Annotated in this window: 18 protein-coding genes; 2 read left to right on the forward strand and 16 right to left on the reverse strand. The window is 40.5% G+C overall.

The genetic code is table 11. The features are described from left to right. The first annotated feature begins 38 nt into the window (after positions 1-38). Entirely contained in the window at positions 39-935 is an 897-nt protein-coding gene (locus tag NH153_RS20375; RefSeq protein ID WP_063707342.1) for a LysR family transcriptional regulator, read from the forward strand. Here NH153_RS20375 and NH153_RS20380 read toward each other — a convergent pair. The 8 genes from NH153_RS20380 to NH153_RS20415 form a co-directional block, all read right to left on the reverse strand. Continuing rightward, on the reverse strand, positions 913-1,413 hold the full coding sequence (locus NH153_RS20380; protein WP_063707345.1) for a hypothetical protein: 501 nt from the start codon (positions 1,411-1,413) through the stop codon (positions 913-915). The genes NH153_RS20375 and NH153_RS20380 overlap by 23 nt on opposite strands. After that, positions 1,406-1,795: a DoxX-like family protein gene (locus tag NH153_RS20385; RefSeq protein ID WP_063707347.1), complete on the reverse strand. Its 390-nt coding sequence runs from the start codon at positions 1,793-1,795 to the stop codon at positions 1,406-1,408. The genes NH153_RS20380 and NH153_RS20385 overlap by 8 nt, the downstream gene beginning before the upstream one ends. Positions 1,796-1,844: 49 nt before the next feature. Continuing rightward, the gene (locus NH153_RS20390; protein ID WP_199775193.1) at positions 1,845-2,261 is read right to left on the reverse strand and encodes a DUF805 domain-containing protein; all 417 of its coding nucleotides are present in this window, start codon (positions 2,259-2,261) and stop codon (positions 1,845-1,847) included. 189 nt (positions 2,262-2,450) lie between these two features. After that, on the reverse strand, positions 2,451-2,978 hold the full coding sequence (locus NH153_RS20395) for a DUF4240 domain-containing protein (protein WP_063707349.1): 528 nt from the start codon (positions 2,976-2,978) through the stop codon (positions 2,451-2,453). Next, positions 2,975-3,169, reverse strand: coding sequence for a YwbE family protein (locus tag NH153_RS20400; protein WP_036971837.1), 195 nt, complete (start codon positions 3,167-3,169; stop codon positions 2,975-2,977). The genes NH153_RS20395 and NH153_RS20400 overlap by 4 nt, the downstream gene beginning before the upstream one ends. A gap of 59 nt (positions 3,170-3,228) precedes the next feature. Continuing rightward, the gene (locus NH153_RS20405; RefSeq protein ID WP_063707351.1) at positions 3,229-3,678 is read right to left on the reverse strand and encodes a hypothetical protein; all 450 of its coding nucleotides are present in this window, start codon (positions 3,676-3,678) and stop codon (positions 3,229-3,231) included. A gap of 2 nt (positions 3,679-3,680) precedes the next feature. After that, positions 3,681-3,953, reverse strand: a complete 273-nt coding sequence (locus NH153_RS20410; RefSeq protein WP_063707353.1) for a hypothetical protein — start codon at positions 3,951-3,953, stop codon at positions 3,681-3,683. Continuing rightward, positions 3,946-4,152, reverse strand: coding sequence for a hypothetical protein (locus NH153_RS20415; RefSeq protein WP_063707355.1), 207 nt, complete (start codon positions 4,150-4,152; stop codon positions 3,946-3,948). Before NH153_RS20415 ends, NH153_RS20410 begins: the two co-directional genes overlap by 8 nt. Before the next feature lie 88 nt (positions 4,153-4,240). Here NH153_RS20415 and NH153_RS20420 point away from each other — a divergent pair, with 88 nt between their 5' ends. Beyond that, complete coding sequence (locus NH153_RS20420; RefSeq protein ID WP_171038308.1) at positions 4,241-5,047, forward strand: ion transporter; 807 nt, start codon at positions 4,241-4,243, stop codon at positions 5,045-5,047. Between the two features lie 116 nt (positions 5,048-5,163). Here NH153_RS20420 and NH153_RS20425 read toward each other — a convergent pair whose 3' ends face one another. The 8 genes from NH153_RS20425 to NH153_RS20460 all read right to left on the reverse strand — a co-directional run bounded on the left by NH153_RS20425 (position 5,164) and on the right by NH153_RS20460 (position 13,253). After that, positions 5,164-5,610 carry a hypothetical protein gene (locus NH153_RS20425; RefSeq protein ID WP_063707360.1) on the reverse strand — a complete coding sequence of 149 codons (447 nt, stop codon included), beginning with the start codon at positions 5,608-5,610 and terminating at the stop codon, positions 5,164-5,166. Positions 5,611-5,654: 44 nt separating this feature from the next. Then, positions 5,655-5,948 carry a hypothetical protein gene (locus tag NH153_RS20430; RefSeq protein ID WP_063707363.1) on the reverse strand — a complete coding sequence of 98 codons (294 nt, stop codon included), beginning with the start codon at positions 5,946-5,948 and terminating at the stop codon, positions 5,655-5,657. Continuing rightward, entirely contained in the window at positions 5,948-6,334 is a 387-nt protein-coding gene (locus tag NH153_RS20435) for a VOC family protein (RefSeq protein ID WP_063707365.1), read from the reverse strand. Before NH153_RS20435 ends, NH153_RS20430 begins: the two co-directional genes overlap by 1 nt. Positions 6,335-6,711: 377 nt before the next feature. Further along, positions 6,712-7,146: a GNAT family N-acetyltransferase gene (locus tag NH153_RS20440; RefSeq protein ID WP_063707367.1), complete on the reverse strand. Its 435-nt coding sequence runs from the start codon at positions 7,144-7,146 to the stop codon at positions 6,712-6,714. A 249-nt stretch (positions 7,147-7,395) separates the two neighbouring features. Continuing rightward, positions 7,396-8,007 carry an FMN-binding negative transcriptional regulator gene (locus NH153_RS20445; RefSeq protein ID WP_063707369.1) on the reverse strand — a complete coding sequence of 204 codons (612 nt, stop codon included), beginning with the start codon at positions 8,005-8,007 and terminating at the stop codon, positions 7,396-7,398. Between the two features lie 61 nt (positions 8,008-8,068). Then, positions 8,069-9,211, reverse strand: coding sequence for an aspartate-semialdehyde dehydrogenase (gene asd / locus NH153_RS20450; protein WP_063707371.1), 1,143 nt, complete (start codon positions 9,209-9,211; stop codon positions 8,069-8,071). Positions 9,212-9,330: 119 nt separating this feature from the next. Further along, positions 9,331-10,227: a lipid kinase YegS gene (yegS, locus tag NH153_RS20455; RefSeq protein WP_063707373.1), complete on the reverse strand. Its 897-nt coding sequence runs from the start codon at positions 10,225-10,227 to the stop codon at positions 9,331-9,333. 392 nt (positions 10,228-10,619) lie between these two features. Continuing rightward, positions 10,620-13,253 carry a TonB-dependent receptor domain-containing protein gene (locus NH153_RS20460; RefSeq protein ID WP_063707375.1) on the reverse strand — a complete coding sequence of 878 codons (2,634 nt, stop codon included), beginning with the start codon at positions 13,251-13,253 and terminating at the stop codon, positions 10,620-10,622. Positions 13,254-13,326: the final 73 nt, after the last annotated feature.

Raw genomic sequence — 13,326 nt, forward strand, 5'->3', positions numbered from 1 at the left:
GTTATTCATTCCAGATTTATCGAACTAAAAGAAGAGCTATGCAAGTTCATGACGTAGACCTGCGCTTATTGCGCGTTTTTGTAGCAATTGTTGAGTGTGGCGGGCTTTCAGCCGCAGAGTCACGTTTAAATATTGGCCGCTCAACGATCAGTGCGCATTTATCTGATTTAGAAGTAAGGCTTGGCATTAAATTATGTAAACGTGGCCGCAGTGGTTTTGAAATTACAGACGCTGGTGCCATCACTTATCAGGCATCGATTGAACTGCTTCAGCAATGCGAAGCCTTTGCTAATACCGTAGCAAGCTCTAAAAACGAGTTATCGGGGCGTTTAAGTATTGCCATGATAGATACCATGGTCAGCGACCCACGTTGTGCCATTCCACGCGTAATCGCAAAGTTAAAAGGCAAAGGTAAAAACATTCAGTTCGATATTAATGTGTGCGAGGCACGAGAGGTAGAAACCGCAGTAGCCAATGGCCGTTCATTAGTGGGAATTGGTGTTAGCCGCCATCATATTCGTGGGTTAGATTACACTGCCCTACACAATGAAACTAACTTTTTGTATTGCGCAGTCGGTCACCCATTATTTAAGTGTGAAGAAAAACAAATAAATGAGCTCATTAAAGAAGCCGAAGTCATTACCAGTAACTACATGCGCGATAAAGAAAGCCGAAACGACGGTTTAAACTATCAAAATAGTGCTGTGGCTTATCACGATGAAGGTATTGCACATTTAATTTTATCGGGTGAGTTTATTGGTTATTTACCCGACCACTACGCACAGTTCTGGGTTGATAAAGGTATTTTCAAAGCTATTCAACCGAGTAAATATCACTACGATATTCCTGTGGTATTGATCACCTCAAAAACAAATGCCAGCTCGCCTTTAGCAAACGCCATGATTGACGAAATTAAGCGTTGTTACGAGGTTTAGTTTTAAACTTGTTGATTAAACTAAAAACAATCAAAATCAGACCAAAAATACCAAGCAATATACGCGTAATATTGCTTTTAAATATTGCCTGTTCATAACTTTGGATCATCTTACCATTTAGTTGTAACTGATGAACTTTATACGCTTCGGCACTTTTATAATATGAAGCTAAAACATGAACGTGGTCATTTAATTCAATTGGTAAATTCGTTGGTCTTAGGTATGTAGTCGTCTTTTCCGTTCCTACAACTGTCATAAGTTTACATTTATTGTGTTGCCCACAATTTCTATGTGATTCATAAAAGCGCTGTACTACACCCTGCTCATCTAGTAGCTGTTCTTTTATAGGCAAATCCAAAAAATAGAATGCGGCAATTATTTGCAATAGGCCTATTAAAAATAAATAAGAAGATAAAAACTTTTTTTCTTCTTTTTTCGTGTATTGAGTGATTGGCGACTGATGCGGTGTATTAAGCATTGAGCTGCGGCTCTTTAGTTTCTTTAATTAGCACGAGACTAAACGCGATTATGGCAAAGTTTGTAGTCACAGGATTAAACGCTTCGATTAAAAGTGCGGGCTGTAAAACAGCAACAAACAGCATTAGCCCAACTAAAGCGACTATATTGAGAATATTGATTAAGATTGAACGGTAGAAGATAAAAAACAGCACGGCAAATATAATTTCACCTATGCCAGCTGCCCGAGTAATGAGCATTGAAATTTCAGCATTAAAACCAAAACTTGCCGTCATTTGTTGTTCTAAGGGGGCAATATGAATTAGTTTTGGCATCAGCCCATGATAAAGCCAACTAAAGCTGATAATAAATCGAGCGATGTGAATCGTACTTAAATGCTTCATTGGGTAAGTTTACTTTGTGTGCTCTGATATTCAGAGCACACAGTATAGCTTATAAGCTAGTAGGTTTACCGAAACGATTCTCAGCTTCATCACCTGCTAAAAAGCCATTTTCAATTAACGCCCAGATACCACCAATAACGGGAACTAAGCCAATCAGTACCCACCAACCTGATTTATTACGGTCATGCCAGCGCTTTACTTGAACCGCAAGCGAAACCCACATAAGTGGGATATAAAAGATGAGTGTGATCACAGAAATTGCTGTTTCATTACCCGCTGTTAATAATGCGACTAAGAACATAAAAACAAATGAAGCTACGATAATACCTAAGAAAGAATACCAATAGGTTTTTCTAGGTATACGACCATTAAAAGAAAACAAAATTTCTTTCATCGTTAAAGTGGTAGTTTCTGTTGATGCCGAAGCGAGGTTTGCTTCTGGGGCTTGATATACGTTTTCTGACACTGTCATTTCCTTTGATATGTGTTGTAGCAGACCGAATTAATCTAGTCTGCTGATTTATGTTGTTAATAGTGCTGAATTAAGCATGAATAATATAACACAAAATGATTGGATTTGGGTACTAAGAAATTGTTGATAAGCTTTAGACAGGTATGTACTAGGCCATAAAAAAGCACCCTTAGGTGCTTTTAATTAATTCGGTTGTTGCCAATATTTGGCGTATAAATTTGGATAGGTTTGTTTTAAATACTTGGCTTTATCTTTAAAGCGTTTACCTTTTGGTTGCTCAAGGCCTGATGGTACAAAAGGTAATTCGTCATCATTACGTTCTTCGTAAAGCATACCGGCAATTAAATCGTATTCATCTAAATACGGGTAAGGCTGTTCGTTTAAATGATAAACTGGCGTACACTCAGCAATTGAGTCTGGGTTTTCAAGCGCCTTTAAAAAAGCCTGTTCACCACGTGAAATAAGCCAACATAAAAACTCAGAAAAGCCATAATCATCGTTACAACCGGCCATTACATAAGCGGCACCAAATAAGTCCCAGGTATAGGCTTTGCGCATACGTAGGTTAAACTGCTTATCAAATTCCATCAGCTGCTGGTCAGATAAATCAGTCAGCTTTGCTTTTAATGCATTACAAACAGATTCAGGCTCAGCAGTTTTATCTTCGGCGGTTACGAGTTGCCAAAATTCACTTTCACTTAAAACACTCATGATAAAATCTCTTTCACGCGCCCTACTTGACCATCATCAAGTTGAACTTTAATACCATGCGGGTGGTTTGGGGATTTAGTTAAAATACGTGACACCACACCTTGAGTTAACTGACCTGTTCGTTGATCTTGTTTTAATACAATGTTGACTTCGCAGCCAATTGAAATTTGTGAACGCGTAGGCACTGCCATTGCTATATCTCTTTCAATAATTTTTGCCGATTATAGCCATTTGCCGCTAGCTTACCAAATTAAACCTGTTTGATTGGGCTGTTTTTAAGCAGCGCCTTTGGCAATACCTCATTTAAACGTTCGATGATGGCTTCAGCTTTACCCTTTATTTGAAAGTCATAACCTTGCCCGTTGCCATCTAATATGACGGCTAAATAGTTATCAGCAACTTTCAATTGCGAAATACGACTTAATTCAAGTATCTCTTCTTTTTCGCATTGGTAGTACACCTGCTTAACCGTTAGGCTTGTGTCTGTTGCAGTGATTGTATTACTAAGCGCTGCTTTGGCTACGAATTTTTCTGTTGAGTAATAAGCCTGCACCACACATGCAATTGCCAAGGTAAAGCAGGTATAAGGTGAAATAGGTAATGAATCAGATTGCAAGCCGTACACGCCTACACCACTAAACAACACAGCAAGAGCGCGATTTAACCTAACCATCTGTTTAGGGGTTAAATTAAAGTACATTATTATTCCTTTAAAAACGTAATTGCTTTTACATTGATAGCTAAATCTACAGCGCTCAATTCTTTGATAATTAAACTGGTAATTAACTGGGTTTGCTCAGCGGTTATCGGCAGCTCTTTGCAATAACAACTTACTTTTAGTGATTGTGGTAGCTTTTTTAGGTCAGCAGTATGCGTTAACCATGAAAATTCGTGTACGTGCTCTTTTGCTTGTTCGCAGGCTTGCGTTAAAGCCTCTCGAATAGCCTTATCTAGGCGCTTTTCAGTTTTAGTCATGTTCTGCTTGTTGTTTTTTAAATTCTTCGTAGCTATCTTGCTGGCGCTTTACACACTCATGGTACTCTTTATCTGCCATATGATTGCATTCACTTAAGCGCGCTGATTGAATTTCATGATAACGGGCATCTGAGCTACACGCTGATAAAACCACAGCAAGCGTTGCAATCACGGCCAATTTTAAAGCATTAAAAAACATTAAATTTCCTTTATGTAGTTATACATTGGTGCTGCGTTTTCCTGTATATTGCGGGGGTTTAAATATTATAACCAAAGGGTTCTATATGATGTTGTCGCAGTTACAAGAGCTGTTTCAGCGTATCGATAAAAGTAAAATTTTTCAATCATTTGTTATTGCTGTCATTGTTATTTCAGCGCTAACAGTGGGGGCACACACCTACTCATTACATCCAACTGCCGAGCTTGCCTTACACTGGATGGACTTAGGGATTACAGTATTCTTTTTAGTTGAACTGGTGATCCGTTTTATTGCCAGTCGTGGCTTTAAAGATTTCTTCAGCAAAGGCTGGAATATTTTCGATTTTATAATCGTGGTTGGTAGCCTTTACCCTGCTGCTGGCTCAACCCTTTTCATCGCCCGATTATTGCGTATTTTCCGCGTATTGCGACTAGTGTCGATGATCCCAGAACTTAGATTGCTGGTTAACTCGCTTCTAAAAGCTATTCCGCAAATGGGCTATATCGCCCTGCTTATGTTCGTGATCTTCTACATTTATGCCGCCATGGGTAGCATGCTGTTTGCTGACATTAACCCAGTATTGTGGGGCGATGTATCAATTTCTATGCTAACCCTATTTAGGATTGCAACGTTTGAGGATTGGACCGATGTTATGTATGAAACGATGGCTGTGTATGAACTCAGCTGGATTTTCTATCTAACGTTCATCTTCTTAACGGCCTTTGTATTTTTAAACATGATGGTTGGTGCGATTTTAGAAGTTATGTCTGAAGAGCATCGTAACGCCCGTGAAGAGCAAACATCTGATGCCGACATGCCTGCAACCAAAGGGCAAATTGCTCAGCTGCAAGCTGAAATGGCCGAACTCAAACAACTATTGAAAGAAAAGCAGTGACGTTTTTGGAGCTAAGCTTTTTAGATAATAGTTTTTAGCTATTAGGCGCTAGGACCTAGACCCTAGCGCTTCTACTTTAAAACTTATAAATATGAAGCAGCTTTTTGCAATCGAACTCAACCTGAAAATTTACGATCCAACTCGATAATTTCTTCTTTTATAGCTTTCACTTGCTCTTGTGCAGCTGGATGCTCTAGCAAACCCAATTCAATAATGCCTGTGCATTTATTTATAAATGTTTCAGTTGATTTATTTTTCGGAATAAAAATTACATATGTAAACCCAGGCATCAAACTTGGTGTACAACCACCTGGTTTAAGCAATATATTTTTAGGTATAGATTTATTCGCTGATAGAGTCTCAGTTAAATCAAAATCAACTTTAACGTTATTAGTCTCTGAGGCTTTTATTAGTTTTAAATTTGTGACCTTGATTAAGTGAACTGACTTAGATTTTTCGTAAAAATGTTCTAATGAATACCCACAATTACAAGCAAAAGCTGAAAATGATTCGAAGCTGAGTAATAAAAAAAGCACCCACCAAATAATTCTTTTTAATGTCATTAAGCCCTTCATTTAACCTCAAAGCATTTATTTAAATTCATTAATTACTCTAAAAATAAGCTTGATATCTGGCCTTCTGCTATTTTTGTATGACATACAAACAATTCAAAAGGCATACCAATATACATACCTTGATGAGCAGATGAATCCAACACTTCTATAGATATATCAGCAGTTTCTCCATCAAAGTACTCTTTACCCTCTTCAAAAATAAGTCTACAGCTGGTATCAACACGTTTCAAATACGAAATTCGAGGGTAACAACTACTTCCAGTATATCTAAATGCATGAGGGGGGCGTTCTATGACTAAGAATGTAACTTTTGCTGTAATATTCATTACATATCATCCTTTTTTTCTACCTTCCATGGTGGGTTTAAGCGGTTTTCTCCGGCCCAATATAATTTAATTTTATTCCCTGATGGGTCTTTTAGAATTGCTTCCGTCCATAAATAGCGCTGAGCGGTAGGTGGCTGTTCAAAGCGAATGCCTTTTTCAACAAGGCTTGCATAGAGCTCATCGAGCTGCTCATGTTCAAAATATATTACCGCACTGTTACTAAACTCTTCAGTTTCTAATGACAGCGAAAATGTGGCATCACCATCAGGGCATTGAAAGCGCGCGTAATGCGGGGTATCCACTATCTGAATCATTCCTAGTGTTAAGTAAAAAGCCACCGCTTCATTCATATCCTTTACAGGTAACGTCACCTGATTGAGATTCATTTGCTACTCCCTTGTAATGCTTTATTCGTTGCTTCAGCATATCGCGTTCATTAAATTAAGCAAAATATAAGTGACGAGTTAGCGAGTTACAAGTTGCGAGAGTAAAGTTAGCGAGTTAGCAAGCTACAAGGGGAAAGTGTGTAGGAGGCGTTTTAACGCCGAACAAGTAGCAGCGATTTTACATCGCGTCCTAGAGCCTGACTCCTAGCGCCTAATGTTTTCTTTCGTAGGCGTGAAACTTGTTTCGCGCGTTGTAGGTCGTGCTTTAGCGCGTTATAAGAGAAGTTAGCGAGTTTCAAGTTGCGAGAGTAAAGTTAGTAAGAGTTTGTAGGAGGCGTTTCAACGGCGAACATCTAAATTCACGGCTGAAGCCGCTCCTACACGAGCTCCATGTGCAATATTGGAAATGGTTTACCCATATCATCTAAGGGCGAGCGTGAGGCAACTTTAAAGCCCATATGCTGATAAAAGCCAACTGCAAGTGGGTTTTGCTCATTAACATCCACTTTGTGAGCAGCTAATTGCTCAACCGCATAGTTAAGTAGGGCTTTACCTATACCCTTACCTCTTGCGGCATCTAAAATAAACAACATTTCTATTTTGCACTCATGTACGCCAACAAAGCCTAAAATTGCCTGATGCTCATCCTTAATACACTTTAAAGTAACATTAGGAAACGCCTGCTCTATGATGATTGGCTTAAAAAAAGCGATGTCGTCTTCTGTTATAAAATCATGGGTTGCTCGTACTGAGTTTTCCCATACAGCAAGTAGCTCTAGGTAATCTTCAGCGTTCACATTGTCTATTTTCATTAATTAATTACTCATAATTGCTGCTAGCAAAGTAACATCAGGTTTTAAAATTCACACAAGTATTATTCAAGCAATAAACCAAAGTAAAGCATTGTCACGATTTCAAACATAACTCCCGCGAGCGATAAATATGACATTTAGTTGACAGGGGCATGGAATGTACTAACTTTAGTTTTAGTAATTAACATGCTTTTAACAAAGCAGTGCTAGATACTTTCCAACCAATTGGCAGCATTTGCGGGATGCAAATTAGCTGCCTATTCCTACTTCATGTTTAAGCATATAGCGAAGTAAAGCTTGGGCATCAGGGTGTTTATCTGCCCTTAACCCTGTTACAACACCTTGTTGATCCGCCGCCGATTTATGCTGGCCTAACTTCTCTTTTGCCTGAATTGAATCAAGTTCGATTTTAATACCCACTATGCCACGGAGTAACTTGGCTTGATAATCAGCTGGCAACAAACTGGTGTCGTTTAAAATACTTGGCTCGTATTGGCTAATTAGCTCATCTAGGCAGGCTAAGGTGTTGTTATCATCGAGGTATTCTACTTTGCCCTGGGCATGAACCGCAGCGTAGTTCCAAGTCGATACAGCTGGCTTCTCACTATACCAAGTCGGTGAAATATAACTATGTGGGCCATTAAAAACCACCAATACACGGGTATCTTGCAAGCTTTTGCCATGACGATTTGCCCGTGACACATGACCATATAAGGTACCAAACTCGCCCTCATCGGGTTTATAAACTAATGGTAGATGGGTTGCCTCAAACTCACTATCAACCATCAATGCAAAGCTGTAGGTTTTGATGAACTGCGATACTCGCTCTGGTGTCATTTTCCATTTATTAGGGGTGTGCATTACTTTCCTTTAGTGCTAAAAAAGGCCAGCAAACTGCTAGCCTAAATATTGAGTTGTATGATTAATGTTGACCATCAACAATAATGCGTAACATACGACGAAGTGGCTCAGCAGCCCCCCATAGCAGTTGGTCACCCACTGTAAACGCACTGATGTACTCTGGGCCCATTGCTAATTTGCGAATACGACCTACCGGAATAGACAGTGTGCCGGTTACTTTTACAGGCGTTAAATCAGTTGATGTAATGCCACGATCATTCGGGATCACTTTGACCCACTCATTGTGAGAAGCAAGAATTTCTTCAATTTGCTCAACGCTAATGTCTTTACGCAGCTTAATTGTCATTGCTTGTGAGTGACAGCGCATTGCACCAATGCGAACACATAAGCCATCAACAGGGATAGGTTGTTCGCTGCTGCCTAAAATTTTGTTCGCTTCAACTTGCGCTTTCCACTCTTCTTTACTTTGACCGCTTGGCATTGGCACATCAATCCAAGGAATAAGGCTACCTGCTAGAGGCACACCAAACTGGTCTTGTGGTAAATCGCTTGAGGCAATTTTTTCGGTGACTAACTTATCAATCTCAAGAATCGCAGCATTTGGATCTGCAAGTTTGTCAGCAACAGTTTCGTGAATTGCACCCATTTGCGCAATTAACTCTTTCATGTTGCGAGCGCCTGCACCAGACGCCGCTTGATATGTCATTGGGCTTACCCATTCAATCAAGTCTTGCTCAAATAAACCGCCTAGTGCTAATAGCATCAGTGATACGGTACAGTTACCGCCCACATAGGTTTTAACACCTTGCTCTAAACCCGCACTGATAACGTCTTTATTTACCGGATCTAGCACAATAATACTGTCGTCACTCATACGCAGTGCCGATGCCGCATCAATCCAGTAACCTTGCCAACCTGATTCACGTAATTGCGGGTAAACGGCTTTGGTATAGTCACCGCCTTGGCAAGTAACAACAATATCCATCTTCGCAAGCTCAGCGATATCATTGGCATCTAAAAGCGGTTTAGCAGGACCCGCAAGATCAGGACCTAATTGACCGGTTTGTGAGGTGGTGAAAAAAGTCGTGTCGATATTAGAAAAATCATTTTCTTGCTGCATACGTTCTAATAACACAGAGCCAACCATGCCCCGCCAACCGACTAATCCTACTTTTTTCATTGTTTGTTCCACTGTTTGATTCATTCAAATTACCTAAACTGTTAAAAATTAAAGTCCATTGCGTGAGAATTTAATTTTTACAGGAGTAATCTAGCATTGCGGCCCAAGCAAAACCAGCGCAAACCGAGTAACATCAAAATTTTTCATCTTAGCATCGGGCAAGCCTCTGGCAGCACTAAGTTAAGCGCACCAGCATGCACTTCAAAACGTTGTTGTTTTGAGCTGATTGGCTCGCCATCTAAGTTTATTGGCATTTCTGTTTGTGTTTGCCATTCAAGCCAAGGCACTTGAAAGCGTTTTACCCACTGTTGTGATGAGTTAGGGTAATTGCTGAGCTCTTCGATAACCGCTGGTACATCTGAAATTGCAAATGAGGTAAACGCCACTAAATCAACCAAGCCATCATTTATGTACGCATGGGGCGCAAGGGGCTGACCGCCACCCGCTTGGCGTCCATTACACACGGCAGCGGCAATAATATCGCCCGAAGTTCGTTCACCATCAGGCAGCGTTAACTCGCCACTGTAAGGCACAAAACTTAGCGCTTGTACAAGCCCTGCCAAGGTATACGCGCCGCCACCGAGTAAGTTTTTCAGTGCAGGCGGTGTGGTTGCGGTAATTTTTGCCCCAAAGCCAGCACTGGCTACATTTACGAAATAACGCTTATCAACCTCTACCGTATCAATTGCATACGGCTGACCCTGTGCGGCAAGTTTAAGCGCAGGCAAGTACCCGTGAGGAATATTAGCGGCTGTAGCAAAATCATTTGCTGTGCCCATAGGTAAAATTGCAAGCTCTAAACGTTGTGACTTTTCCAGTTTCATTAATGCATTAACGGCTTCATTAACGGTGCCATCACCACCAGCTACGACAATACGTTTTACACCTTCTGCGACGGCTTCATTAATAAAGCGCTCAATGTCACCGCCTTCATAAGTAACACGCACTGCAAGTGGCTGACGAGTTCGAAATTTACCGATGGCATCACGAAGCTGCTCATCAGCCGCTTTTTTACCATTTATAATTAACCGTAAGTCCATTTTTAATCCCTGTTTTAACACTTAGAACTACCATAACACGCAATGGTTTAATATACCCAAACTACCTCAAGATGCGAGTTTCAGTTGGAATTAAAAGCGATTTAGGCAAGGCATTGATTGCAAGTAATAGTGGTTCTATTGTTAAAATCAATAACGCAGTATAAATCGCTTTTAAACCAACCCTTTGGGCGCTTCACAGGCACTTACTCTCATCGTTGTTACTTCTTAAAAGGGACTGCCATTCTTGCAAAGTAACGCCTTGATATTAAGCACCTGTGAAACGCTGAATTCTGCATCTTGAGGTGGTTTGGGTATAGAAACAAAAAAGCCCTGCTAGTGCAGGGCTAAATCAACGTTAGGATTTATTATTGTATCCTTCCTTGGTCAGAGATTTAAAACTGATATTTGTACTCAATTGAGAACTCAGTGCCTTTCTCTTTAGAGCGAGTTAAGGTACCCGCTGACTCTATTTCAGATTTTGCGCCCAAGATATTCGTCACTTTGAACTTCAAGCTTGAGTTGAAATCAGGGAAATAGGTGTAGTTAAAGTCTAGAGAGTGGAAAGGTTGCTCCATCCAATCTTCTTGACCTTCAATGCCAGGAATTATAATTCGCTCACCAAATACGTTATAGATTAGCGTTGAAGCATGTTGCCCACTAGGTGCGTCATAGCCTAACTGCATGTTCACAACATATTTTGAGTGACCCGTCATGCGACGTGTTGTATTTGTAACCGCTGCAGAAACACCTGTTTGCTCAACAATCGCCTGACGGTCCATGTTGATTTCTGAGTCACTTAAAGTCACGTTACCAGTCATGAATACGTCTTGCCAGAATCCACCTAAGAAAGCGAAATCTTTCAAGTATTCAAATTCAACACCCGCAACATAGCCATCTTCTGCATTAGCAATACGTACCAGAGGTGGACCATCTTGTGCAGGTGATTGAACAGACTCAATTGGGTCAACCATGTCTTTATAGAACACACCAACAGAGAAGTTCTCGCCCGTATCAAAATAGTTTTCCCAGCGGAAATCATAGTTTTTGATTTGGGTTGTACGTAGACCTGGCGTACCACCTACAGGGTATTCAGTAAGCGGATCGATGTAAGTTGCATCAGAAATCTCACGTAAATCTGGGCGAACAACAGTTTCACCATAGCTTAAGCGCCATTGCGTTTCGTCACTTTGTACATAAGTTAATGCAAGTGCGCTATAAACGTCATCTTCACGGAATGCGAGCTGATCTAACTCATCATAATCGATTGAAGATGCAAGGCCACCAGTGAATGGGTCAAGCGGAACAGATACTTGACGGAAATCTTCCCAACGTAAACCACCGGTAATACGCCATGTGTTATTGAAGAAGAAATCAGCTTCGAAGTAGTATGCATCCACTTTTTGCGCTGACTTATAGTCATCGCCTGATACCGTTGTGTCGTTTAAGATTGGCTGCGTTAGTGACGCGTTTGTAAGTACATCATCAGATAAAATGGTGTTTAACTCATTTCCGTTTAAGTCAACATCTGAGAATGCACGTGTATTGATATCAAAACGACGGTTAGTTGCTGAGCGCTCTTTAGAGATAAAGTCAGCACCTGATTTAAGCTCAACATCCACGCCATCTAGCATGATAGGCAACGTAAAGTTAAAACCGTAGTTCTCTACTTCATCATCCAAATCTTGGAAAGTGTAACGTGCAGCTGTTGTTGCATTCGTTAGTGCGCTTTCGTTAACTGTATCGTAAAACCCATCTTCGTTAGCATCAGTAACAATAAAACGCGTTTCCATATTACCTGGTGCGTAACGATTTGAGCGACCAATTGAATACTTCCAATCGAGGCCAGCATAATTTAACCATTCAAAGGTATGCATACCTTTTAATTGATTAACAATCAGTTCACGTTCTTCATAACGAACATCGTACGAGCGTACACGCTTGTTATCAGAGGTATTGTTGTTTTGGTCAATACCTAAACGGTCTGAAATTTTATCTTCAGTATCGCGTAAGATTAAAGCCGTGTAGTCAATTTTATGCGCTTTGTCATACTCAACACCAACCGTAACCATTCCTGATGTCTTAACCGTGTGTTCTGTACTTAGTACTTGGTCATAACCACGGATCATGGTTGTTGAGTTTTCACCAATCAAGAAACCTTGACCTTGATACTCATCTGAAACAACGTGCTTATTATCGTAGCTAAGCGACGATAAGAAACCGTAGCGCCATTTATCAGATTCAAAGCTGTTACCTAACGTGGCAGTGAACTTTGTATTTGGATCAACCTTTGCTGATTTTGGATCATAATCGCGATTTAACGACAGTGCTAAAGCACGGCTTTGCTCAGGTGTTAAATCATCAAGCGATTGACCACTTTGGTATACATCAAGGATAGGACGCGGAATTTCGCGTGTGCCATCGTCAACACCGTACCAGTCATCCGAACCACCGTTGTATTCAAGACCATCATCAAAGTTATTGGTGTTATAACCAAGCTGACCCGTCACATCAAATACAAACTGATCAGGAATTGATTTCAAGCGAATATCAACGTTACCACCACCAAAAGATGCTGGCATTGACGGTGAATATGACTTTTGTACTGATAAGCTTTCGATAATACCTGATGGAAATAAATCCAGTGGTAATACAGAACGCGTTGGATCTGGGCTTGGTACAGCAGAATTATTTAACTGTGTACTTGAATATCGTTCACCTAGACCACGTACATAAATAAACTTACCATCAACAAGTGTTAAACCTGTTACACGGCGTAGCGCTGCAGCAGCGTCACTATCACCACTACGTGAAATTTGCTCTGCGCCCATAATATCAGCAACGAATGCTTGCTGTTTACGCTCTTCTAGAACAGCTGTTGCAGTGCCTTTTAAACGACTTGCACTTACAACAACTTCTTCAAGAACAGCTTCTTCGTCTGCTTCAGCTGCGTGTGCTGAGACACTCAATCCGCATAAGATAGCTGCGCTTAGTGCTGTTAAGCTGAACTGTTTTGAATATTGTTTCATGTTTACCTCTATCTGAAATAAGTTACAGAAAGTTGTTTAAAGGTGCTAAACACGTTGTTTAGCACCTCGCTTA

The organism is Pseudoalteromonas gelatinilytica, from assembly GCF_001641615.1.
Taxonomy (GTDB): Bacteria; Pseudomonadota; Gammaproteobacteria; order Enterobacterales; family Alteromonadaceae; genus Pseudoalteromonas; species Pseudoalteromonas gelatinilytica.